Raw genomic sequence first — 24,504 nt, forward strand, 5'->3', positions numbered from 1 at the left:
CCACTTCTCCCCTTCTCCCCTTCGCTATCCCCCTTCTCTATTGCATCGAACTGGCCTAGACCGCGCCGGGGCTCGAGCGAGCCCGCTGGAGCGCTCCATGTTCTTCCTCGACAGCTCGAACCCGGCCGAGATCAAGGAGCTCTTCTCCTGGGGCGTGCTCGCCGGCGTGACCACGAACCCGCTCATCCTCGCGCGCGACGCGGGCTGCGTCGATCTCGAGCGGCGCATCCGCGAGGTGCTCGCGGCGTCGGCGGGGCCCGTGTCGGTCGAGCTGACGAGCGAGGACGAGGCGGCGATGCTCGACGAGGCCCGCGGCTATCACGCGTGGGCGCCCGAGCGGATCTGCGTCAAGGTGCCGTTCAGCGACGTCGGCCTCAAGGTGACGCACGCCCTCGCGAAGCGCGGCGTGCGCACCAACGTCACGTGCGTGATGAGCTTCAACCAGGCGTACCTCGCGGCGCTCGCCGGCGGCGCGTACGTCTCGATCTTCAGCGGGCGAATCCGCGACATGGGCTACGCCGCGACCCCGGTCATCGAGCGCACGCGCGCGAGGCTCGAGCGCGAGCGGCTGGGCGCCGAGATCATCGTCGGCTCGATCCGCCACCTCATGGACGTGAACGAGGCGCTCGACGCCGGCGCGCACATCGTGACCGTGCCTCCCGCCATCTTGCGGAAGATGCTCCACAACCCGAAGACCGAGGAGACGATCCGCGAATTCAACGCCGCCTGGGAGAAGCGTGCTAAGTAGCCGCGCGTGAACGCCGAGCCCGGCCACGCGCGAGGAGACGGGGAAGACGGGGAGGGCCGCGAAGACCGCGGGCCGCGCCCTCTCGGTAACGGGGACGCCCCGGGTCGACGCTCGCCGCCCCGCGCCGCGCCGGAGGCCTTCGCCGGGCGCAAGTACGCGGTCGAAGAGGTGAACCGGGCCCTCGTCGCCGTCGCCGGCCGGCCGCGGACGGTGCTCGACGTCGGCTGCGGGATCGGGCTCAACGGCGCCGCCGTCAAGCGCACGGGCGCGCGCGTGACCGGGATCGATATCGCGCCCGGCTCGCTCGCGCGCGCCGGCGCGGCGCTCGACGAGGTCCTCGCCGCCGACATCACGAGCGACGCCGCCGTGCGCGAGGCGCTCGGCGACCGGCGCTTCGACCTGCTCCTGTTCGCCGACGTCCTCGAGCACACGACCGACCCGCTCGCCGTGCTCTGCCGCTTCCTGCACCACCTCGAGGAGGACGGCCACGTCATCATCTCGCTCCCCAACGTCGCGGCCTGGCCGGTGCGCCTCGGCCTGCTCGCCGGCCGGTTCGACTACGAGCCGAGCGGCATCCTGGACGACACGCACCTTCGCTTCTTCACCCGCGCGTCGGCGGTCCGGCTCATCGAGCGCGCCGGGCTCGAGGTGCTCCGCGTCGAGCAGAACCCGATGCTCGTCCGGGCCGCCAAGGGGCTCATCCTCCGCGGCCTCGGCGCAGGAGACGACCCCGGCGATCTCGCCAGCTCGCTCCCCTACAAGGCGTATCACGCGCTCGTCCGCCCGCTGGAGGACGTGGTCGCCGACCGCGCGCCCGGCCTCCTCGCGTTCCAGCACGTGATCGTCGCCAGGAAGCCGCCGCGCCCGCGCCGGATGCGGCTCACCGTCGGCATGCTGACCATGGATGAAGAGGAGAGCGTCGGCGCCATGATCGGCGAGATCAGGAAGGCGGCGCCCGACGCGGAGATCCTCTGCGTCGACAGCTCCACGCGGGACAGGACCCCCGAGATCGCGGCCGGCCTCGGGGCGCGCGTGCTCCGGCAGGTGCCGCCCCGCGGCCACGGGCCGGCCATGGAGCTCCTCATGTACAGCGCCGCCGCCCGGAGCGATCTGCTCATCTACCTCGATTGCGACTTCACCTATCCGGCCGAGAACATCCCCGTGCTCAGGCGCCTCATCGAGGAGGAGGGCGCCGACGTGGTGAACTGCGCGCGCACCCGCACGAGGCCGGCGGCCATGCCGGTCCCGAACTACATCGCCAACCGCGCCTTTGCCGCCATGACACACGCGATGCATGGCATCCCGACATCTGACGTCCACAGCGGAATGCGCGCCTACCGCTGCTCGGTGATTCGCGCGTTCGATTTCGACGGTGAGGGCGACGCGTTGCCCATCGACACGCTGCTATTCCCTGCGAAGTGCGGCTATCGCGTGGTGGAGCTGCCCATCGAGTACAACGAGCGCGTCGGCACCTCGAAGCTGCGCAAGCTGGCCGGCACGGTGTGGACCATGATTCGCCTGCTGCGCGCGCTCCCCGTCGGCGCCCGGCTCGGCGACCGCTACGAGCGCCGCTAGGCGTCACGCCGCGCGGCGACGCGAACGAAGCGCGCCGGGCTCATCGGCGTGTGACGTGAATGTGGCGTTAGCGACGCGGCGCGGCGTCACCTCGACCGCGTGGTCATCGCATTGCCGCCGCTTATACTCCGCACCTTGCGACACCAGAGGAGGCAAGAGATGCGGTTTCTGAAGGGTTTTTGCGTATTAGGTGTGTCCGCGCTGATGGGCGCGGCGGCGGGAGCGGGGTGCGGGGGCGACGACGCCGGCGAGACGAGCTCGAGCTCGAGCTCAGCGGGAGGGACCGGCGGCGGGGCTCCAGGCGACTGCTCGCCGACGAACCCGGTCTGCACGGCTGTCGCTTCCGAGTGCATTGCCGTCCACGACAATCAGGGCGCGACGAAGTTCGGTCTGCGGATGGCGCAGCTGACGATCACGAAGCCCGACGTACTCGCGGTCGGCTATATCGCCCGCCTCGTCGCCGAGGGCCTGACGATGAATCTGCCCGTGTGCAACTTGAATGGCACCGGGACCTTTTCCTGGTTGCTCGAGTTCGACACGGCGACCGGCAAGCTGCGCACCGGCGGCGCGATGCCCACCAGCGACCCGCTCGCGGGCTACTGCTTCGCCAACATGTCTGCAGGCGAGTTCGAGATCGCGCCGAAGGAGCTCGACGCCCCCCTGACCGACGGCGCGTGGAGCGGCGCGTCCGACATCCTGAACGTCCCGATCTTCCTGGACACGGGCGCGGGAGACGCGGCCGCCGAGCCGATCGTCCTGCCCATGCACCAGGTGCAGCTCACCGACGCGAAGGTGTCGGCGGACAACAACTGCATCGGACGGTACAACCGCGAGGGGCTCAACCCGATCGAGGCCTGCCTCCCCGGCCCGGACGGCGATCCCCCTGCGTTCATCAACGGCGGCAAGCTCACCGCGTTCATCACGCTGGAGGAGGTCGACCGGGTGATCATCCCCGGGATCGAGCAGAGCCTCTGTGTCGTGCTCTCGGGCGATATTGGAGAGTACGGCACCGGTGAGACGCCCAATACGTGCAAGCGCGACGAGAACGGCGAGATCGTGCTGAAGGGCGACTGGTGCAGCGCGACGAACTCGGCCGCGACGGACGAGTGCGCCGACGCCTATGCGCTCGGCGGCGAGTATGCCGCGAGCGCCGTCAAGATTACCGGTCTCTGTCCCCAGTAGCGCTTGCGGGCGGCTCTCCGGGGAGCGTACGATCTGTCGTGGCGTCCTGAAGCCCGCGCCCAGCGGGCGCGGCGCTGCGGGTCGTGCTCCCCCGGAGGGTTCCTTATGCCCCGCGTCATCAAGCATTTCTCCGCCATCCTTGTTCTCCTCGTCATCGCCGGATGTGCCGCTTCGGGAGGCGGGTGCGCCGGCTGTGGAATGACCCCCCTCCCCGCCGGCTTCAAGCCCGCGGACCGCATCGAGAACGCCGGCGCGGCGCGGCTCACGCAGTCGGGCGTCGAGTTCCTCGAGCAGAACCTGGGTGTCCTCGGGCGCGCGCTCCTCGGGGGTGGGGACGGTGGAATCATCACCTTCCCGATCCCCCGGTCCTCCGGGTCCGCGCTGGTCGACTACACGGTCTGTCCTGGTGGAGCCGACCCGAACGCGAGCCCGCCGAGGTGCGCAGCGGAGATCGACGTGGGGAGCGCGGCGCTTCATCTCGAACCGCGGACCCCGCACAACCTGCGAATCCGGGGGTCTCTGCCGGTGCGCCTGCAGAACCTCCCGATCCTGATCGACTTCCTCGTCACGGACAGCACGGTCATCGCCACCCTCAACGGCAACGACGCGTGCCCGCCCGACGACCAGACCTTCACGAACATCAACCTCGACGTCGAGCTCTCGGTCGAGATCGACGTGAATCCGCAGCACTCGCGGCAGGGCTACTCCCGCGTCAAGATCGTCCGGCTCGGCATCGACGAGGATCAGCTCGAGTCGAGGCTGCAGCTCGACTGCGGCGACTCCGTCGCCGGCGACATCCTCGATTTCTTGAGCCCAATCGTCCTCCCCCTCCTGACCGGCTCGCTCGCTGACACGCTGAAGGCCCAGCTCGACCAGCAGCTCTGTCTGAAGGCGGATCCGACGCAGGACCCGGCCTGCCCCGACGGCACGAACGACATCGGCGGCGTCTGCCGCTACGGCACGCACGCGAACGACGAGTGCGCCTCGATCCTGCTCGGCGTCGAGGGCCACATCGATCTCGGCCGGCTGCTCGCGAGCATCTCCCCGGGCACGCAGGGCGGGTTCGACCTCCTGCTCGCCGGCGGCGGCACGAGCGAGCGGGACGACGGCTCCGATCTCGCGTGGGGCGACCTCAACCCGGTCGGCAACGGGCTCACCCTTGGCCTCTACGGCGGCGCCGAGCCGGTGCCGACATCGAAATGTGTGCCGCTGTCGAACATGGCGCTCCCGGCGGGCATCCCGATTCCCGATGAGCTCGTCGCCAACACCGTCTCCGACTGGCCAGCGGACCTTCCAGGCCCCCACGTCGGTCTCGCGATCTCCGAGCGCTTCGCGAATTATGCCATGAACGGTCTCTACAACAGCGGCCTGCTCTGTCTCGGGATCTCCACGGAGACCGTGCCTCTTCTCAACTCTGGCACGCTGGGGCTGCTGGCCCCCTCCGCAAAGGATCTCGCGCTGCAGCGAGAGTCGCAGCAAGTCGCGGTCGTCATCCGCCCGCAGGCGCCGCCTCGGCTCACCTTTGGCAATGGCACGAACGGAAGCGACGACCCGCTCATCCGCGTCCAGCTGGACCGGGCGAGCTTCGATTTCTACGTCTGGTCGCTCGACAGGTTCATCCGGTTCATGACGGCGACGTTCGACGTGGATGTGCCCATGAACCTCTCGGTCACCCCCGAGGGGCTCACGCCGGTGATCGAGGCGCTCAGGGTCGAGAACGGCGAGGTGACGAACAACGGACTGCTCCGGGAGAACCCCGACAACATCGCGGAGGCGCTGGGCGGCCTCCTCAGCGGTCAGCTCGGGCAGCTGATCGGCGGCGGCATCCCGGCGATCGATCTCGACGGGCCGCTCTCCGCGCTCGGGCTCTCGCTGGTGATCCCGGAGTCGGCCGAGGGCGCGGGCTCCCCCGGCCTGCGGAAGCTCACGAAGGGGCAGGACAACTACCTCGGCATCTTCGCGGCGTTCGGAACGACGGCGCAGCAGCGCTCGCCGAGCAGCGACACCCAGGCCGAGCTGAGCCGCAAGGAGGTGCGCGCCGAGGGGCTCCGCCTGCCCACGATGACCCGCGACAACGGGCCGACGGCGCGGCTCGTCATGAGCTCGCCGCTCGACGACGGCACGCGGGCCGTCGAGTACTCGTACCGCATCGACAGCGGCGTGTGGCGCCCGTTCACGCATGAGCGCATCGTCGAGCTGCGCGACGAGTGGCTGCGGCTCCCGGGGCGTCACGTGATCTCGGTGCGATCGCGGATCGCGGGCGCTCCCCTGTCGCTGGATCCCACGCCGGCGACCGTCGAGATGGTGGTCGACGTCGATCCGCCGGTCATCGCCGTCGGCGCCGCGGTGGACGGCCGGGCGCCGCTCGAGGTGCGCGATCGGGTCTCGGACGCCGCGCGCGCTAAGGTGCGCGTGCGGCTCGACGACGGCGCGTGGTCCCCGTGGTCGACGGCGGCGGAGACGACGTCGGTGGACGTCGGTGACGCCGTCGACATCGAGGTCGAGGCCGTGGACGAGGAGGGGAACCTCGGCACGGCGCGGCAGGCGATCCTCCGCGGCCGGGTCCCCGTCGACCCGTCGGCGGGATGCGGCTGCGTCATGGCTGGCGGCGCCGGCGAGACGCCGTCGGGCGTCCTCTGGCTCGGCCTCGCCGTCGCGGCGGCGGCCTTGCGGCTCGCGCGGCGCGGCGACCGGGGCCCGTCGGCTCGGCGCCCCGCGCAGCGCGGTGCGCGGGGCGTGAAGGGCGCGCTGGCCGGGGTCGCCGTCATGGCGCTCCTCGGCTCGCACGCCGGATGTTCGTGCAGCGAAGAGCCGGAGGAGGTGGAGCCGGGGTGCGTCGCGCCCGACTGCATGACGCTGGAGCACGGGCTCATCGGCGCGTACACCTCGGTCGCGGTCGCCGCCGACAAGCGCACGGTCTGGGTCGCCGGCTACGCGGAGGCCGACTGGCGGAACGCGTTCGCGTGGGGCGACCTCGTGGTCGGCACGTGGGACGGCGAGGCGGTCGCGTGGGAGGCGATCGACGGCGTGCCCGCGGAGCCCCCGGTCGACCCGGCCCGGTTCGACGTGAGCGGGTTCCGCGGGGGCCAGACCGACCCTGGCGACGACGTCGGCCTCTGGACGTCGATCGCGGTGGGGCCGGACGGCGAGCCGGCGGTGGCCTACTACGACCGCACGAACCGCGCGCTCAAGTTCGCGCAGCGGCAGGGCGACACGTGGGCGGTGAGCTTCGTGCAGCAGGCGCCGAGCAGCGACATCGGCCGTTACGCGAAGCTGCTCTTCGTGAAGGGGTCGCCCGTCATCGCCTACCTCGCGATGGAGCCGGGCGAGGGCGGCGCGGTCACGTCGAGCGTCCGGATCGCGACCGGCGAGAGCGCCACGCCCGGGGAGGGCGCGTGGCGGTTCGAGGACGTGGCGAAGGACGAGGCGACGCCGTGCCGCGCCTTCCTCTGCGGCGCCGGGGCGAAGTGCATCCGGAGCACGGGGCGCTGCGCGACGCCGCTCGCGGCCGGCGACTGCGAGCCGGGGTGCGCCTCCGGGCAGGCGTGCATCGACGACGGCGGCTCGCCGGCGTGCGCAGCGACCTCCGACGGCAACCGGATCGAGACGTACCCCGAGGCGATCGGCGACTACATCGCGATGGCGCCCGACAATGCCGGCGGGTTCGGCCTGGCGTTCTACGATCGCATCCACGGCGACGTGGTGATCGCGTCGAGATCGATGGGCGCGTGGGAGACCCGCATCGTGGACGGCGCGGCGCCGGACGGGACGGACACGGGCGACGTGGGCATGGGGACGTCGCTGTTCATCGATCACGCCGGCGACTGGCACCTCGCCTACGCGGACGGCCGCTCGGAGGGGCTGCGGTACGCTCGGGTGAAGGGAGGCACGGAGGTCGAGCCCTCCGAGGTGGCGGACGACGGGCTCGGGATCGAGGGCGTCCCCTTCGAGGACGGGCAGCACCTCATCGGCGACGACGCGAACGTGTTCGTGACGGCGGCCGGGGAGGTGCGCATCAGCTACCAGGACGCGACGAGCGGGACCCTGCGGCTCGCGATCGGGACGAAGAGCGGCGACGGCCACAGCTGGCTCATCCAGGAGATCGAGCAGGAGGGGTTCGCGGGCGCCTTCTCGCGCATCGTGGAGGTGGACGGGCGGCTGCTCATCGCGAACTGGTGGCGCGTCGGCGGACAGACCACGAAGGGAGACGTGGCGCTCGTCACCCCCTGAAGCGCGCGCTGGAGCGCGAGCGCCTGGGCCGCGAGACGACGGGATCACCGCGTGCGGCGTCCCCCTGGAGCACTCGGCCGACGGATCGCCGTTGAGCAGGCGATCCGCCGACTGGGTATGCTCCTGGGTCGGCGCGGCCAGGGCGCGGGTGCGTCTTCTGCGAGGATCTGCAGGCAGAGCGAAGCGTCACAGGAAAGGCTTGGGACGATGAGAGCGACGGAACGAACGAGCAGCAACGCGGTGAGCAACGCATCCCCTGCGCCGTCCGGTGGAGCGCAGGACCAGGCCGGCGCGCCCGCGCGGCGCGCCGCGCGGCGGCGGATCGGCGTCCCGTTCTCGCTGTGGCTGTTTCCCGCCGCGTCGGCCGTCGCGGCGCTGCACCTCGCCGGGTGCTGGCCGCTGTCCTACGCCGAGGATTGCAAGGAAGACTCGAGGTACTGCCCCCCCGAAACGACGGGCGGCGGCGAAGGCCCTGGCCCCACGTGCGAGCCGGACCCGACCCAGGATGCGAGCACGGTGGTGGACCGGTGCGCGGTGTTCGCGAGCGCGGGCGCGGCGTCCGGAGGAGATGGGACGAAGGCCAGGCCGTACGCGTCGCTCTCGGAGGCGCTCGCGAACGCGAACGGCAAGCGGGTGCTGGCGTGCTCGAGCGGAGTATTCGAGGAGAGCGTCACGGTCAGGGCGGCCGTCGAGGTGATCGGCGGCTTCGACTGCGGCGCGGGCTGGACGTGGAGCCCGGCGGCGCGGAGCGCCATCGGCGGGCCCGGGAACAAGGTGGCGCTCACGCTGACGGAGGACGCGGGCGGGACACGGGTGCGGAGCTTCACGATCAGCGCGGCCAACGCGACGGCTCCGGGCGGATCGTCGATCGGCGTGGCGGTCGCGGACATCGACGCGCAGCTCGAGCAGGTCGACGTGATCGCAGGGAACGGGGTGAACGGCGCGAGCGGCGAGACGCCGGAGGTCGTGCAGGATGGCGCGGACGCGCTGGAGGACGTCTCGAGCGCGTGCCTCGTGGCGGTCTACAGCGGCCAGCCCGGCGTAACGACGTGCGCCGATGGCGAGACGAGCGGCGGCGCCGGCGGCCTGGGTGGACAGCCCGCTGTAGATGAAGGGCGCGGGCAGACCGGCAGCGACGGCACGCCTGGTGCGGCCTCCCCGCCCGCATCCGGCATCGGCGGCATCGGACACGGGCAGACGGGAGAGACGGGAGAGACGGTGGAGTGCAGGGACGGCGCGAGCGGCGCGAGGGGCGCCTCTGGCGGCGCTGGCACAGCTGGCAACGGCACCACGCTGACGCTGGCCAGCATCACCGGAGGTGACGGCGGCGCAGGCGTCGGCGGGACGCGCGGTCAAGGCGGAGGAGGAGGAGGAGGCGCGAAAGCAGGACGTTTCTGCATGTCCAGCGGGGGTAGCTACATCGACGGCGCGGGCGCCAGCGGCGGCGGCGGCGGGGCCGGCGGCTGCGGTGGAACGGGAGGCGGCGGTGGCAAGGCCGGCGGGTCGAGCATCGGGATCCTCAGCCTGGGGACCAAGCTGGCGCTGACCGATGTGACCATCGCCGTCGGCAAGGCGGGCCATGGAGGTGAGGGCGGAGGTGGAAGCCCCGGCGGCGAGGGCGGCATGGGGGGCAAAGGGGGGAGTCGCGTCTCCGGCGCTGGCTCGCTCGCGGGTTGCATGGGTGGCAAGGGCGGTGCGGGCGGCGATGGCGGCCCTGGCGGCGGCGGCCGAGGCGGCCACGCGGTGGGCATCGCCTACCAGGTCACGCCGAGCCCCACGGCCACCGAGGTGCCGTTCACTGGAGGCACGGCTGGCAACGGCGGTTCCGCCGGTCTCGGCGGCTCCCCCGGAAGCGACGGCGCGGCCGGGGTGAGCGGCGCCTGCTGGGATTTCGCCACGAACCAGAGCTGCCCGCAGCCGTGATCGGCGCCGCCGCGCCGTCAGGCGCTCAGCGACATCGCGCCGATCTCCGCCGTCGCCGGGCCGCTCACGCGCGCGCGCTCCGCGGCCACGAGATCGAGGAGCTCTTGCCGGGTCGCCTGCCCGCTGTCGAGCAGCGCGCGCATCGCGCCGTCGACGCAGCCCTTCACCCGCGCCAGGCGGGGAGCGCTCTCCCCGCCCTCCCGCGCGGTCAGCATGTCGTGCAGCATCCGCCTGAGCCCCGCCATCGCTTCGGTCTTCGAGCGCATCGCCATCACCTCGCCCGATCGGCCTAGCGGAGGCGGCGCGACCCGGCCAAGTTTCAGGCGCGCGGCAGCTTGCCCAGCGCGAGGTCCGCAGCGTCGCGCTCGATCCCCGCGAGCGCGACCCCAGGGCCCTTCCGTGGGACGAGCACCACGCGGCAGCGGCCGCGCGTCGCCGTCTCCAGGTGCGACAGCCCGAAGTCGAGCGCCGCGCCGAAGGCGAAGACGAGCGCGCCCATGCCGAGCAGCTCCGGGGAGCCCGCGCGCGCGCCGTCGACGAGCAGCGACACGCCCAGGTACGTCCCCAGCCCCAGCGCGACGAGCCCCGCGTAGAGGGCGAGCCGCGGGTAGCGCACCTCGCGCGTCGCCCGGAGGAGCGCCTCGACCGGGATGTACGTCTCCCGCTCCTTCAGCGTCCGGCCGAACAGCTCGGTCCGGCTCCGGACGGTCACGCCCTTCGGGCCGACCTCCAGCGCGGCGGGCCGGCGGTACCGCAGAAGGAACCGCCCGGCGAGCCGGAGGACGTGCATCACGAGCAGGATCCCCGTCGCCGCCAGCAGCACGAGCGCCACCGGCCCGCGCGGCGGCGGTGACAGCTCGCCCGCGAGCCGCGCCGTCACCCCGCCGTCGCGCTCCGGCGCCCATCTCTCGTCCCCGATCGCTCCGGCGCCCTCCTGCGCGGCCCCGCTGGCGCTCGGCGCGCGGCTCGGCCGCCTGCCGGGCGACAGCGCGTCGCGCAGCAGCGAGCGCACGATCGGATCGCGCACGTCGTCCACCAGCGCCGCGGCCTCGGCGCGCGCGTCGGGCGAGGCGCTCCCCCGCAGCGCCGCCGCGGCGATGATCGCGCCCGCCCGGCCGAGCTGCGGCAGCGCGCCCTGGTCAGCGCGCCGGACCAGCGCGGCGATCGACCGCCAGAGGCCCGCGGCGCGGTCGCCCAGCGCGGCGTCCAGCGCGGTCAGCGCGTCGACGGAGGTGTACGTCGCCAGCCAGACGAGCGCCTCGGCGACGCGGCCCTCCGCCTCCGGCCCGTCGGGCGGCGAGAGCGCGACCCCGCGCGCGAGCAGCGTGGCCAGGAGCACACGGGTCGCGCTCCCCGCGCCCTCGCTCGTGCCGCGCTCGAGCGCCCGGACCACGTTGCCGAACCGGGTCTCCGCGTCGGCGACCGACAGGCCCGCCCGGTCGACGAGCTCCGCGAGGCCGCCCTCCAGGGTCGTCCGCCGCTCGTCCGCGGCGGCAAAGGCCGCGGTGTGGACGACCCGCGCGAGGTCGTCGCCGCGGGGGTGTCCGGCAAGCTCATCGAGCACGGCGTACGGAGAGTGTTCGGGCGTCATCGGCGCGGGCTGGTCGGATTAACTGAACGCCGCCGCTTTGGCTAGTGTTCCGCGCGGCCCGGGCCGCGCTCCGCCCCGGCACGGCCCCCCTGGCCCCGGCGCGACCGCCTTCGCCCCGGCGCGGCCGCTCTCGCCCCGCGCGCTACGGCTTCCGCGCGCCGCCCTGCTCCAAGAGCGCCTTCTCCACGAAGCCCATGATCAGCTTGAGCTGCCGGTTCGTGACGTGGAGCTTCGACCAGATGACCTTCCCGTCGGTGTTGAAGGCGATCTCATCCACCACATCGATCCTCGTGATCCCCAGGTCGATGGTCCGGATCGCGTTCAAGGTCTTCGTGAGCTCCTGCGCGTGAACCAGCGCATCTTCAGCGGATTCATCGCCTGCCGTGAGGGCGAGGTCCGCGCCCCCGTCCTTGGTCGGCGTGACGGTGAGGCGCATCCAGGCGAGGCTGCGCGGGACCGCCTGGACCCCGCGGAACGCGTTCGCGGGCGTGAGCATCGAGATGACGATGCCCGCTGCTGAAGATTTGTTGAATCCTTTCATAGACTTCAACTTGGACAGCTGATCTTCTTCAGCAGCGGGAAGGACCACGAGCAGCCGCCGGTCCGGGACCATCGCGAAGATGCGCTTGCTGCGGTCGGCGGTGGCCCGGGCGGCGGGGACGGGGGCGTCTTCGATCCACGAGCCGTTCGACCGCTGCACGATGACATCGACGGCCGCGCGCATGGTCTCCTCGGGCGCCCGGTAGTCCATGACGGCGACGACCTTGCTGGAGTCGCGGAGCTGCGGCCCGGCGATGAGGAGGTGGTCGATGTCCCGGATCGGGTCGACGGCGGTGTCGCTGAAGAAGGACTGCCACTGGGGGATGGTCGTCAGGATCCGGCCGAACCACGCGCCGAGCTCGTGGTTGCGGAGCCGGTCGCCGGCGATGAGCACCTGGACGTTCGGGTCCTTCGACGCGAGCTTGCCCGGCGCGCCCGCCGCGCTCAGCGGGGTCCGCAGGTTCGGGTGGTCGCCGTCGTTCTCCGTGCCCCCATCGCCAGACGCGTCCGGGCCTGCGTCGCCCGGCGGCTTCCGGCGCGGCCGTTCGGGCGCGCCCGCGTCCGGCGCCTCCGGCGAGGCGCTCGCCGACGCGGCGGGCGGCGTCGCGGGCGACGGCGTCGCCGGCGCTGCGGCGCCCGCCCCGGAAGGCGCCCCCTCGCCGCCGCTCGCGGAGGGCGCCGCCGCGACCGCGCTGGGGTCGTCCGCGAGGAGATCGAGATCGATCGGCACGATCGTCTCGCCGGCGTCGTAGTCGGCCAGCTCGCCCCGGAGCGCGAACATCGCGTCGAGCCACGCGAACAGCGGGGTCGGGAGCAGGGGCAGGTGCAGGAGCGCCGCGACGACGGCCGCGGTGACGAGCGCCCGCCTGGATGCGGCGCGAACGAGCGGGACGACCGCGGTGCCACGGCCCACGCGCTGGACCTCCGTCGTGTTGTTCAAGCCACGCCCCGGGGTCCGTTCCGCCACGGCGGTACCCTAGCAGCAGCCGTCCGAACGGCATCCATGCCCCGGAGCGCGCCCGCGCCGCGCGTCGCGGCTTCGTGGCACGTCGTTCGCTCAAGCGATGGTCATGCGATGCCGCCTGCCCCGGCGTCCGCCGTCGTCAGCTCGAGGGGCGCGCGCTCCGCAGAGAAGTGGATCGACACGTGAGTGACCAGGTACTAAGACCGCCGAGCCGACCCGACCCTACGGGTCGATCATCAGACCGCGAGGATCGGGAAGGCCAGTCCTCGCCCAACGCTGTGGATGCGATGAACCGCTCTCAGGCGCCCCGCCCTCGCGGGCAGAAGGACCCCGCACGATCGCACGGCAGCGGCAACGTCCGCACCGACGACCTGCGGAACCCGCAACCGGCGCCGGACACCGGACGCCCCGGGGGCGGCGTCGCGCGCACCTCGCTCGTGTCCAGCGCGCTCGGGTTCATCGCCGCGGCGGCCTTCGCCGGCACCGCGGCGTGGGCGAGCGGCTGCCAGGGCGAGGCCCCTCCCGGCCCCTCCACCGAAGGCGCCTCGCCGCCCGAGCGGACATCGTCCCTCCCCCGCCCCGCGCCCTCGGCGCGCGCCGCCGCGTCCGCCGAGGCGCCCAAGGAGGCCCCGACCGCCGCGCCCTCGGAGGCCCCGGAGCCGCCCGCGCCCGACAAGCCGTACACGGGGCCGCTGCTCGGCTCGATCGTGCCGCAAGCGGCGGTCTATCCGACGATGGAGTTCTCCAAGCAGCGGCTCGGCTACATCCGGCTCGGCGGCAAGGTGCCGGTCGATCCGAAGCCGATCAAGGGCGGGAGCTGCGCCAAGGGCTGGTACCGCCTCCTCGACGGCGGCTACGTCTGCGGGAGGTCGGCCACGACGGACCTCTCGAACCCGCAGGTCCGCCTCGGCATCACGCCGCCGAACCTCGACGACGTCCTCCCGTACAAGTACGCCTTCAACACGACCCACGGCACGCCGCTCTACCGCTCCGTCCCCTCGAAGGACGAGATGACGCGCTACGAGCCGTACCTCGAGTCCTCGAAGCGCAAGCGGAAGGAAGAGGAGAAGCAGCGCGCCGAGGCGCTGTACGAGGAGACCGAGAAGGAGGTCGCCGCGGCGGCCGCCGCTCGCGCCGCGGCGAGCGCCGAGGCCGCCGCGAGCCCCGCGCCGGTGGCCGCCGTCGCCGCGGATCCGGCTGCAGTCGAGGACAAGGCGGCGGCCGTCGCCGCGGCCGCGTCGCTCGGCATCGCGCCGGCGCCGGTCGAGGAGGAGCCCGAGAAGCCCTGGTGGGAGAACGTCGACGAGAAGGGCAGGCCGCTCAACGTCACGCTCGCCGATCTCGACAAGGACGCCGACTCGACGGTCGCGAAGCGGATGGTCAAGGGCTTCTTCGTCGCGGTCGACAAGACCTTCGGCTGGAACGGCCGCAGCTGGTACAAGACGACCGCGGGCCTCGTCGCGCCGAGCGACCGCATGTACATCATCAAGCCGCCGGCCTCGCAGGGCATCGACTTCCCCGAGGGCGCGAAGTCGGTCGGCTTCATCCTCGCGAAGTCGGCGAGCAAGTACCAGTTCGACGCCGAGAAGAAGTCCGTCTCCGTGGCCGGCTCGCTCGATCGCTTCGCGGCGTTCGGCCTCACGGGCGAGAGCCACACCCACAAGTCGACGGTGTACCGGAAGACCACCGAGGGCTGGTGGATGAAGGGCGCCGACGGGACGTACACCGATCTCGGCGCCCCGCCGCCGGATCTCGCGCCGGGCGAGAAGTGGATCGACGTGAACCTGTCGCGCAAGACGCTGGTCGCGATCGAGGGCGACAAGCCCGTCTTCGCGGCGCTCATCTCGCCGGGGAGGCGCTCGAAGGACAAGAAGAAGGACCACCCCACGCACACGGGGGTGTTCCGCATCCGCGAGAAGCACGTCGCGACCACGATGGACGGCGACGGCACGGTCGCGGGCGATCTGCCGTACAGCATCGAGGACGTGCCGTTCGTCGCGTATTACGACGGCTCGTACGCCCTCCACGGCGCCTTCTGGCACGGAAACTTCGGCCGGGAGATGAGCCACGGCTGCGTGAACCTCTCGCCGCTCGACGCGAAGAAGGTCTTCTTCTGGAGCGAGCCCAGGCTCCCGCGCGGCTGGCACGGGGTCTGGGCCACGCCGGAGAACCGCGGCACGCTCGTGTCCATCCACGAGTGAGCGGGCCGCTCGGCGCGCGCGGCCGCGCGACGAGGACGCAGCAACACCGTGCGCTCCCCATCGAGCGGGCCGCGCGGGAGCGGCCGGACCGGGCTCGTCGCGACGCGTGGTACGAGAGCGCGCCGGAGCCGCGCCTCGCCTCGCCTGGACTCGCCAGCGGGCCTGCCGCCCGCCACCCTGCCTCCGCCGGTTGCTGGAAATCCGGGCGGGCCGTGCTCGGAACAGCTTGAACGGTCGCTTTGACAGGGCTCCCTCTTGACTCGGGGCTCCCCTTCGCACACTTGTGGAGCCGCCATGGACCAGTTCTCGGCGCACCTCGACCGCGGGTGGGATCTCGTCCAGCGCGGGGACACGCGCGGAGCAGAGGCGTCGGCCCGGCGGGCGCTCGAGCTAGATCCGAACTCGCCGGAGGCTCACAACCTGCTCGGCTTCGTCGCGGCCCTCGAGGGCGAGGGCGAGGAGGCCATCGAGGCGTACCGCCAGGCGATCGCCCTCGATGACACCTACCTGGAGGCGATGCTCAACGCCGCCGAGGTCTACATCCACCCGCTCGGCGATTTCGACCAGGCGATCGAGATGTGCGACCAGGCGCTCGATCTGGCCGAGGTCGACGAGGAGATCATCGACGCGCTCCTCCTGAAGTTCGACGCGCTCCTCGGCAAGGGTGATCTCGACGAGGCGGCCCAGGTCGCGGCGAGGATCCCCGAGGGCCCCTACGACAACCCGAACCACACCTTCCTCGTGGGCCGCGCGTTCTACGAGATCGGCCAGGCCGACAAGGCCGCCGCCCTCATCGAGGAGGCAGCGCTCAAGGACCCGCGGCACGCCGAGGCCCACTACTACCTCGGCCTCATCCGCGACGAGCGGGGCGATGTCCGCGGGGCGACGCAGGCCTTCCTGCGCTCCCGTGAGCTCGACGTCGAGCTCGGCATGCCCCCCTGGGCGCCGAGCCGCGACGGCTTCGTGACGCTGGCCCAGAAGACGGTCGCCGCGCTCAACCCCGTGCTCCGGCGCTACGTCGAGGGCGCGGAGCTCTACATCTCCGACGTGCCCGGGATGGAGCTCGTGGCCGAAGGCGTCGATCCCCGCGCGCTGGTCCTCCTGGACGGCCTCAACGCCGACGAGCGCGAGCGGGGCCTCCGCGGCAGCGCCGAGGTCCACCCGTGCGCGCGGGTCTTCGTCTACGCCCTCAACGTCGCCCGCCTCGCGGGCAGCATCGAGGCGCTGGAGCGCGAGATCAACCTGGCGCTCGAGCGCGAGATCACCGCGACGTTCCTCGAAGCCGAGCAGAACGAGCGGACCGAGAAAGAGCTCAACTGATCGAGCGAGGGCGCTCCTCGCCACGACCGCCGCGCCGCGTGCGCGCGCGGGGCGCCGCTTACTTCCACTTGACGGCGATGATCTCTGTGCTGATGCCGGGTGACGAACGGATGATGACGGAGCTCATCAGCCGATGCACGGCGCCGAGCCCGACGCCGAGCCCCTGACCGGGCATCCTCGGCGTCAGCCGCGCAGAGCTCGACGAGGACGGGCCGCGATCACTCTTCGGCCCGACGTCCTCGAGCAGCGCCAGCTTCGGGTCCAGGCCTGGGCCGGAGTCGCGCACGATCACCTCGACGCCCCACCGACCGCCGCCCGCCTGCGTGTCGTCGCGGATCGCGCGGATGCTGATGCTCCCGCCGCCGCCGTGGCGCACCGCGTTCGACACGAGCTCGGCGATCGCGATCGCGAGCTCGTGCTGGGCGCGCTCCGAGAGCCCTGCCCAGCGCGCGATGTGCGCGCCCTCGGCCGCGCAGGCGAAGCGATCCTCCTCGCGCGTGACGGGGATGCTGAACGCGGGCGGGGACCGCTGCGTCACGCCGCGCCCCTGTCGCGGACCACGGCGACGACGCACGTGGCGTCATCGAACGACTTCTTGTGGGCGTCGACGATCCGGCGCGCCATCTCCTCGGGATCGAAGTCGCGGAACGCGCCGAGATCGAAGCCGCTGGAGATCCCGTCGGAGTGGAGCAGGACGACATCGCCAGGCGATATGGGGAAGCGAAAGCTGCGGAGCCGCCGCACGCGCCGCCCGAGGATCCCCGCCGAGCAGAAGCTCGGCATGGCCGTCCGCGTGATCGCCTTCATCGCGATGTTGCCGACGCCCGAGAACTCGAGCTCGCCCACGCTCTCGTCGATGCGCAGGAGCGCAGCCGCGGCCCCGCGCGTCGACGCGAGCTGCTCCCCTGCCCCGGTCAAGAGATCCTCGATCGGCATCGACGCGTGGTCCTCCACGTAGCGGCAGAACGCGGAAGCCGCTTGCGCGGCGTGGGGACCGTGACCGAGCCCGTCGGCGAGGCCGATCAGCACCCACGGGGAATGTCGGACCACCACCACCTCGTCGCCGGCGATCTCCTCGCCGGCGGCGACGCAGCACGCGGTCCCGATGGCGACCGTCATCCGAGGTACTTCCTGACCGTCACGGTCGTCCCCGCGCCTGGCGCCGTCTTGACGTCGAACGCATCCATGAGCGCCTTCGTGCCGCGGAGGCCCGCGCCCATACCGTGACGCGAGCGGTACTTGCCGCTCAGGATCTCCGGCAGGTTCGTGATCCCAGGCCCGTTGTCCTGCGCGACGATCTCGATCGCGCGCATCGGCGAGGTGAGCGAGCGGACGACGACCTGTCCGCTGCCCGCGTACCTGACGATGTTGCGCCCGAGCTCGGAGATCGCCGTGACGATCTTCGTCTGCAGGACGTCGCTGACGAGGTGCTCGATGCAGAGCTCGCGGCCGGCTGACCGCGCGCGCAGCACGTCCTCCTCGTTGCGCACATCGATGGTGATCTCGCGCGGCGCAGGGGCAGCGTGGTCGAGCTCACCGAGCTCGGAGATGCACCGATCGAGCTGCGCCTGGTCGCGGACGAACAGCTTCACCCCGCGCTTGACCTCGACGAGGAGGCGCCGGAGATCACCCTCGCGCGCGACCAGCGGATCGACCTTCGCCTGCCGGATCCCGCAGTCGATGACGCTCTTCCTCACCGCAGGCGAGAGGAACTGCGCCAGCACCGTCTCGATCTGATCGGTGATCGAGCGGCCGACGATCTGCGGAGACGACGGCACGGGGCCGCGCGCCGACTGCGGCGTACCCGGCAAGCGCGTCGACACCGGTCCGCTGGACCGGCTCGACGGCGGCCCCGTGGCGCCGCCGCTGGAGGGCGGTCCGTCACGAGGAGGGATCTTCATGCGACACCTCGTTCGTGAGCTCCGGCGGCATCATGTCGTCCTCCGCGGACGGCGCGAGCATCTCGACGGCGCGCTCCAGGTTGAGCGCCGTCACCACGCCAGGGATCTCGAGATCCATCTCCACGAGCGCGATCGCGACCGCGGGGCGCAAGCCGCACACCGCCGTCCGGACGCCCATCAGCCGGGCCGTGAGCGCGATGTCACGGATGGCGCGGGTGAGATAGCTATCGAGAATCTCGACACCGGAGAGGTCGACGATGAGGCCGCGGGGCGATCGCGCTTCGATCGACCCGGTCACGTCGTCGCGCAGCTGCTCCACCTGGCCGTCGGTGAGCCCGCCCTGCACCGAGACGATTAAGTTCCCGAAGAGGCCCACGATGGGGACCCTACCCGCTTGCATCAAGTGGACGTCTCCTTCCTCGCGCTGAGCTGCAGCTGTGTCGTGGTCATTGCACCGCTGCCCGACGGATCGAAGGCGGCCCGCGGGCCGCCAGGTGTGAACGGTTGTCCTGTCTGCTTCTCGTTATCTTTGGCCGCGCCGCGGCGGGTCCCCATGAGGGACGCGGGCGTCGGCTTCTGGCCGGCGAGCGCCATGCTCTCGCGCAGCGCATGCTTGAGGTTGCGCGCGGCGCGCACGGTGCCGAGGTTGATGCCGAGCTCCACCATCGTCTGCGCGACGGCGGGCCTGACCCCGGTGATCCGACACCGCGCGCCGAGCAGCTCGACCGCCTTCATCAGCTTCATGAAATGGTCGGCCGTCCGCGTGTCGATCACCTCGACGCCCGTCACATCGATGATGACGTAGCGCGACTGGCGGCGAACGATCTCGTCGAGCAGCCGCTCCATGATCTGGGCGCTCCTGCGCGAGTCGACGACGCCGATGATCGGCAGCGCGAGGACGTCGTCCCACAGCTCGAGGATGGGCGTCGAGATCTCGTCGATCGCGTAACGGAGCCGCTCGACGAGCTCGCTCTTGGCGCTCTCGCTCTCCACGAGGTCGCGGTTCTTCGCCTCGAGATCCTCGATGAGGCGCTTCTTCTCGGTCGCGTCGCGGAACACGGCGACGGCGCCGGAGATCGCCCCGTCCTTGCCCCGCATCGGGCTGGCGCTGACCGTCAGGAACAGGCCGGACACCGGGCCGGTCTCGATGCGCGGCTCGGAGAACACCGACGGCACGCGGACCGACCGCGGCTCGACGTCGTCCCCCTGCGGCCCCGCGGTGGGCGCGAGCGTCGGCATCGCGCCGCCCGCCATGCCGTTGGATCGGCGGGCGACCCGCCCGTCCTGGTCGGCGGACTTCCTCGCGAAGAGCTCGATCTGATCGACCGTCTCGCCGCGCAGCGCGCGCGACAGCGGGTGCTCGGACATCGGCCAGGGGGTCGCGCGATCGGGGAAGAACAGCGTGGCGTCGCCGGGCCCCGCGTCGTCCCCCGAGGTGAGGTCGAGCGGCGCGCGGCCGAGCATGTGCTCCGCGGCCGGGTTGCGCATCAGGAGCTCGCCCCTGTCGTCAACGACGGCGACGCCGTCCGCCATGCTGTCGAGCACGAGCTTGAAGATGCCAGCCTGTCGCCGCAGCTCCTCGTCCGCTCGGGCCAGCTGCTCGCCGCGCTCGCGCGCCTCGCGCGTCGCCCGGTCGAGCTGCGCGGCCTGCTCCTTCGCCGCGCGCTCGTGCCCCTCGATCTGCTGCTCGAGCGTCGCGACGCGCTCCGTGAGCCTCGCAATCTCTTGCCGCAGAGCTTCTTCGCTCATCGCGAACTCCCCGTCGTAAGCCCGCGCGCGCCGTGCGTGGCGCCAGGCAGCGCGTCCCTCCGGTGCGCGGCGCGGAGAATCCCCTTGCAGGATTGCTCCAGATGCGCGCGCCGGGAGGATGAGCCGCGCGGGCGAAACGAGACGGCCGCGGAGAGCGCGTGGCTCTTCGCCGTCCTGTCCGTCCTTTGCACGCTCGTGACGCTCATTTCTTCTCCTCGCAGGGTGCCCTGTCCCAAGCGGGGACCGTGTCCAGCACCAGTCGAGAAACACAGCTTATCGCCAACCGGGCAACCCACCGTCAAGCTTCGCGTCAGCCATGCGTGTCGCTTGTGGCGACGGCATCCACCGTCGCCCAGCCGAGGTAGCCCGTGCCCGCACAACCGCTCCCGTGCCCCGCGTCACGATCGAGCACGCCAGCAGCAGCTTATGCCGCGCCGCAGCGCAGCCGAGCTCGGTTGGCGCGCACCTCCTGCTTCCGCTCCTCGAATGTGCGGATGGAGAGGGCCGGAGCTCACGTGAGGTTCCCCCCATGCGACGCGCGCCGGTCACCAGCGCGGATTGCGTGATCACAGCCGCGCGCGGGTCGCTCAACCTCAATCGCCGAGGCTCTGACGCTCGCGAGCGCGCCGTCGCTTGGCCTTGCGCTTCGAGTCGGCCGGGCGCCGAGGGTCCGGGCCGCTCTCGCCCGTGGTCGGGGCACCCGCGTCGAGCCAGCGCCACAGCGCCATCTGGTCCGCGGTCGCCCCGTGACGGATGGCGCGCTTCAAGATCTTCTTGGCGAGCACCAGCTTGCCGCATCGGGCGAGCGCGTGCGCGTAGCTCGCGGCGATGTCGGCCTCGCCTGTCTGCGCCTCAGTGGCCTGCGCCAGGAGCGGCAAGGCGTCGTGCGGGCGGTTCAGCGCGACGTCGTAGAGGTGCCCCAGGTTGTGCGCGTACCACGGATTCTCGGGCGCGATGGCCAGCGCGCGCTCGTAGGCGCGCGCGGCGTAGCGGTAGTTGCCGAGCAGCGACTGCGCCAGGCCCAGCACCGCCCAGGCGCCGTCGTCCTCCTCGTGGAACTGCAGCACGCGGCGCGCGAAGAGCGCGGCGCGCCACGGATCGTGCTCCACACCCATCTCCGCGAGGTGGCGGTGCGCGTAGAGCCACGGCTCGCTCCCGGGCGCCGTCGCGCGGGCCAGGCGCGCGAGCAGCGGGAGCACCCTGTCCGCATCGAGCTTGTCAGCAAGCGCTCGATCGATGTCCCGTCGAAGCCGGTCGATGTCCTCCGCTCCACTGCGCCCCATCCCTTCCGTGATACGACCAGTGGGCGAGCTTGGCTAGCGCGTTGCGCGCCGAGCGGCGACGCCTGGACGACGTCGCACGCAAGCCCCCACCGACGTACCATCGACCTGCGCCGCCAGGCGGTGTCGTGCGCCGCGCGGAACCGCTTGAAACGCCCGCGTGGAGCCCGCTCCGCCGCCATGTGGCAGCGGACAGACGCTCTTGCGTCGATCCGCGCGACCCGCGCTCAGGCGTCCTCCGCCACCTCTTCGGCGCTTGACGTGCGCTCCCGAGCCTGCTCCGCGCGCGCCTCCTTGCCCGCGATCGTCGCGCCGTTCAGCGTCGCCACGACCCGCGCGAGCTCGGCCTTCGGGACGCTGACGAACGCGTTGCGCTCGCGCACCCGGATGCGCCGGATGTCCCCCTTGGCCATCCCGCCCCGCTCGATGAGCGCGCGCTGGAAATCCGCCGCGCGCGCGCCGTCGCGGCGGCCGAGGTTGATGAAGACCTCGACGAACTCTCCGTCCGCCTCGTCGCGCGAGGGCTCGGCGCGCGGCGCTTCGCCGGCCTCGCCGCTCTCGATCTCGACCGCGGCCTCGCCGGTGGCCGACGGCAGGGCGCCGCTCGTGCGCTCGCGCTCGCGCTCGCCGCCGCGCGACACCGGCGAGCCGGGCGCCGGAGACGGAGGCTCGCCGAGGATCGGCTCGTCGTCGCCCTCCTCCTCGGGCGGCTGCCACATGGTGAAGTCGGCGTGGCGCGAGAACGGCTGTCCTGACGCGCCGCCCTGAGGCCTGCCCGGCGCGGCGCCAGCGGCGCCAGCGGCGCCAGCGCCGCGGCGCGCCGATAGCAGCGTCGCAGCGGGTCGATCGCGCAGGCGCTCCGCCGGGCCGCGGCCCGACCCGCCCTCGGCTCGCGGCGGCTCGATCCGCATCAGCGGCTCCGGCCGCGTGAGCGGCTCGACCGAGACGGGGCCGTCGTCGCGCGCCCGCGCCCCCTCGGGCCGGCGCGGCTCTTCCCCCCCGGGCGCGTCCGCGCCGCGAGGGCCTCGCCGCCCCTCGTCCCGGCGGAGGCGCAGCGATCGCCGATCGCGCTCCCGCCCGCGGTCCCGATCGCCCTCACGCGCCAGCTCGCGTTCGCGCTCGCTGCGCTCCGTCTCGGGCGAGCGCGGCTCGGCCGAGTCGGCCGCGCGGGGGATCGCCTCCCGCGCCGCCCGCCCGCGCGCCGCGGGCTCGGGCTTCGTCGACGGATCCGTGCCGCGCCCCTCGCTCTCGCGCGCCGCCGCGCGCTGCGGCTGCTGGGCGCGCCGCGCGGCGCTCGCCTCCTCCTGCGCCGTCGGCCGCGCGCCGAGGTGATCGCGCAGGAGGCCCGCGACGATCGCCTCGGCCTGGTCGTGCGTGAGCAGCCGGCGCGCGAGCGAGAGATCGTCGCGGTGCGTGCCCTTCGACAGGAACGCCTCGGCGAGCATCGCGACGAGATCGGCCTCGGCGCGCGTCTTGAGCTCCCCCTCCGTGGGGAGCTGCTTCTCGAGCGGGCGGATCTTGTACGTCAGCCGGAGGATGTAGAGCGGCCCGACGTCCTGCGGCGTGATCAGCGCGATCGCCGTGCCGGTGCGGCCCGCGCGGCCGGTGCGGCCGGTGCGGTGCACATACGCCTCGGCGTCCTGCGGGAAATCGTAGTTGATGACGTGCGTGAGGTGCGAGATGTCGATGCCGCGCGCGGCCACGTCGGTGGCGACGAGGAAGCGCAGGCGCCCCTCGCGCGTCGCGCTCATCACCTTCTCGCGATCGGACTGCGGCAGATCGCCGTTCAGCCAGTCGGCGTCGTAGCCCTGGCGCTTCAGCGCCCCGGCGACCGCCTCGGTCTCGTCCTTCGTATTGCAGAAGACGACCGCGTTCTCGGGGTTCTCGACCTCGATGATGCGGACGAGGGAGGTCAGCTTGTCGCCCGTGATCAGGTAGACGTAGTGCTGGATCTGGAGCGCGCCGACGGCGTCGCCCGAGAGGGTGATGAACTCGGGCGAGCGCAGCTTGCTGCGCGCGATGCGCTCGATGTCGGGCGGGAGCGTCGCCGAGAACAGCAGCGTCTGCCGCTCCGGCGGCAGCTCGGCGAGGATCGCGGTGAGCTCGCGCTCGAAGCCCATCGAGAGCATCTCGTCGCACTCGTCGAGCACGAGCAGCCGGATGTGCTTGGCGACGATGGTCCCGCGGCGCAGGTGGTCGAGCACGCGGCCCGGCGTGCCGACGATGACCTGCGCGCCCGCGGCGAGCGCGTCGATCTGCCGCTGCATCGGCGCGCCGCCATACACGGCGACCACCTTGATGCCCTTGCGCTTGCCGAGGCGCTCGACCTCCGCCGAGACCTGGAGCGCGAGCTCCCGCGTCGGGCACAGCGCGAGCACCTGCGCCTGCGCGAGCGAGCGCTTCACGGCATGATCGACGATCGGGAGCCCGAATGCCGCCGTCTTGCCGGTGCCGGTGCGCGCCTGCACGACCGCGTCGCGCCCGCGCGTCACCGGCTCCCAGACGGCGAGCTGCACCGGCGTCGGGTGGACGTAGCCAATCTCCGCGAGGGTCTCGCGCAGCTCGGACGACAGAGGGAGCACATCGAAGGTAGGCGGCGGCTGGGGCTTGTCGCCGGTCTGCGCTTCACCCGCCACTGCGGCAGGGGGAGAAGGAACGGTCATGTCGGTCATATCGTCCTGCGTGATCGCCGCGTCGGGGTATTATCTCGGGGACGCGGGCCCAAGCTGGCCATCGACGATCGCCCGGACCCGCCGCCGCAGCGGAGCCAGATCGCCTGCCTCGCGCCGCGCTGCGTGCTCCTCCGCATAGCGGAGCCGCTCGATGGCGTCGAGAGCGCGCTCGTTGTCCTCCGAGCCCCGGCACGAGGCGGCCACTCCGTCCCGGTAGGTCCACGCCGGAGCGAGCGTGCTCCTGAAGCGGGCGAGGGCGGCGTCCTCCCCGTCGGTCCCGGGGGCGGCCTCCCTGGCGTGCTCGACGGCCCGGACGAGCGCCAGGAGGCCCTCCTCGCAGCTCGCGTAGGGCGACGGCGCGGCCGGCAGAAAGAAGACCTGCCGGATCAGCTGGAGGGTGCACGAGGCGATGATGAGCGCGGCGAAGCTGTAGTACGCGACCAGGGCGATGCGCCGGCCACGGGCGCGAGGCCCGCCAGGGCGGCGCCGCGCTCCAAGAGGGCGCGCTCGCGCCTCGGTCCCCGGCACGGCCGGGGCGGGAGCGATGGGCGCGGGAGCTTGAGCGGGCATGGGAGCTGCGATTCCTAGGGCGGGCAGGGGTGCGCGGCCGCCGACGGTCGGGCTCCGC

General features: G+C 72.4%; 18 protein-coding genes. 7 read left to right on the plus strand and 11 right to left on the minus strand.

Features of this window, described 5'->3' with window-relative positions:
* The first annotated feature begins 97 nt into the window (after positions 1-97).
* From WMF12_RS19220 to WMF12_RS19240, 5 genes are all read left to right on the plus strand, one after another.
* Positions 98-748, plus strand: coding sequence for a transaldolase family protein (locus tag WMF12_RS19220; protein ID WP_437747098.1), 651 nt, complete (start codon positions 98-100; stop codon positions 746-748).
* A gap of 6 nt (positions 749-754) precedes the next feature.
* The gene (locus tag WMF12_RS19225) at positions 755-2,323 is read left to right on the plus strand and encodes a methyltransferase domain-containing protein (protein WP_437873013.1); all 1,569 of its coding nucleotides are present in this window, start codon (positions 755-757) and stop codon (positions 2,321-2,323) included.
* Between the two features lie 159 nt (positions 2,324-2,482).
* Positions 2,483-3,505: a hypothetical protein gene (locus WMF12_RS19230; RefSeq protein WP_437873014.1), complete on the plus strand. Its 1,023-nt coding sequence runs from the start codon at positions 2,483-2,485 to the stop codon at positions 3,503-3,505.
* A gap of 105 nt (positions 3,506-3,610) precedes the next feature.
* On the plus strand, positions 3,611-7,735 hold the full coding sequence (locus WMF12_RS19235) for a hypothetical protein (RefSeq protein ID WP_437873015.1): 4,125 nt from the start codon (positions 3,611-3,613) through the stop codon (positions 7,733-7,735).
* A 240-nt stretch (positions 7,736-7,975) separates the two neighbouring features.
* A complete protein-coding gene (locus WMF12_RS19240) occupies positions 7,976-9,658 on the plus strand; it encodes a hypothetical protein (protein ID WP_437873016.1) in 1,683 nt (560 codons plus the stop codon).
* Positions 9,659-9,675: 17 nt separating this feature from the next.
* Here WMF12_RS19240 and WMF12_RS19245 read toward each other — a convergent pair whose 3' ends face one another.
* The 3 genes from WMF12_RS19245 to WMF12_RS19255 all read right to left on the minus strand — a co-directional run bounded on the left by WMF12_RS19245 (position 9,676) and on the right by WMF12_RS19255 (position 12,756).
* On the minus strand, positions 9,676-9,924 hold the full coding sequence (locus WMF12_RS19245) for a hypothetical protein (RefSeq protein ID WP_437747103.1): 249 nt from the start codon (positions 9,922-9,924) through the stop codon (positions 9,676-9,678).
* Between the two features lie 53 nt (positions 9,925-9,977).
* Positions 9,978-11,249, minus strand: a complete 1,272-nt coding sequence (locus tag WMF12_RS19250; protein ID WP_437873017.1) for a hypothetical protein — start codon at positions 11,247-11,249, stop codon at positions 9,978-9,980.
* A 142-nt stretch (positions 11,250-11,391) separates the two neighbouring features.
* A complete protein-coding gene (locus WMF12_RS19255; protein WP_437873018.1) occupies positions 11,392-12,756 on the minus strand; it encodes a hypothetical protein in 1,365 nt (454 codons plus the stop codon).
* A gap of 284 nt (positions 12,757-13,040) precedes the next feature.
* Between WMF12_RS19255 and WMF12_RS19260 the strand changes: the two genes are divergently transcribed.
* Both WMF12_RS19260 and WMF12_RS19265 read left to right on the plus strand, forming a co-directional pair.
* Positions 13,041-14,954, plus strand: a complete 1,914-nt coding sequence (locus WMF12_RS19260; protein ID WP_437873019.1) for a L,D-transpeptidase — start codon at positions 13,041-13,043, stop codon at positions 14,952-14,954.
* 294 nt (positions 14,955-15,248) lie between these two features.
* A complete protein-coding gene (locus tag WMF12_RS19265) occupies positions 15,249-16,274 on the plus strand; it encodes a tetratricopeptide repeat protein (RefSeq protein ID WP_437747107.1) in 1,026 nt (341 codons plus the stop codon).
* A gap of 58 nt (positions 16,275-16,332) precedes the next feature.
* On the opposite strand, the gene WMF12_RS19270 is transcribed toward WMF12_RS19265, so the two are convergent.
* The 8 genes from WMF12_RS19270 to WMF12_RS19305 all read right to left on the minus strand — a co-directional run bounded on the left by WMF12_RS19270 (position 16,333) and on the right by WMF12_RS19305 (position 24,446).
* Positions 16,333-16,812, minus strand: a complete 480-nt coding sequence (locus WMF12_RS19270; RefSeq protein ID WP_437747108.1) for an ATP-binding protein — start codon at positions 16,810-16,812, stop codon at positions 16,333-16,335.
* Positions 16,809-17,393, minus strand: a complete 585-nt coding sequence (locus WMF12_RS19275) for a SpoIIE family protein phosphatase (protein WP_437747109.1) — start codon at positions 17,391-17,393, stop codon at positions 16,809-16,811. Before WMF12_RS19275 ends, WMF12_RS19270 begins: the two co-directional genes overlap by 4 nt.
* Positions 17,390-18,175, minus strand: a complete 786-nt coding sequence (locus WMF12_RS19280) for an anti-sigma regulatory factor (protein WP_437747110.1) — start codon at positions 18,173-18,175, stop codon at positions 17,390-17,392. Before WMF12_RS19280 ends, WMF12_RS19275 begins: the two co-directional genes overlap by 4 nt.
* Positions 18,156-18,551, minus strand: coding sequence for an STAS domain-containing protein (locus WMF12_RS19285; RefSeq protein WP_157906757.1), 396 nt, complete (start codon positions 18,549-18,551; stop codon positions 18,156-18,158). Before WMF12_RS19285 ends, WMF12_RS19280 begins: the two co-directional genes overlap by 20 nt.
* 23 nt (positions 18,552-18,574) lie before the next feature.
* Positions 18,575-19,924: an STAS domain-containing protein gene (locus tag WMF12_RS19290; RefSeq protein WP_437873020.1), complete on the minus strand. Its 1,350-nt coding sequence runs from the start codon at positions 19,922-19,924 to the stop codon at positions 18,575-18,577.
* 593 nt (positions 19,925-20,517) lie between these two features.
* Positions 20,518-21,207 (minus strand): hypothetical protein, encoded by a 690-nt coding sequence (locus tag WMF12_RS19295; RefSeq protein ID WP_437747112.1) that lies wholly within the window; start codon positions 21,205-21,207, stop codon positions 20,518-20,520.
* 224 nt (positions 21,208-21,431) lie between these two features.
* On the minus strand, positions 21,432-23,867 hold the full coding sequence (locus WMF12_RS19300; protein ID WP_437873021.1) for a DEAD/DEAH box helicase: 2,436 nt from the start codon (positions 23,865-23,867) through the stop codon (positions 21,432-21,434).
* A gap of 39 nt (positions 23,868-23,906) precedes the next feature.
* Positions 23,907-24,446 (minus strand): hypothetical protein, encoded by a 540-nt coding sequence (locus WMF12_RS19305; protein ID WP_437747114.1) that lies wholly within the window; start codon positions 24,444-24,446, stop codon positions 23,907-23,909.
* Between the last annotated feature and the right edge of the window lie 58 nt (positions 24,447-24,504).

It is taken from the genome of Sorangium sp. So ce363 (assembly GCF_051520435.1).
GTDB classification, from domain to species: Bacteria; Myxococcota_A; Polyangia; order Polyangiales; family Polyangiaceae; genus Sorangium; species Sorangium cellulosum_B.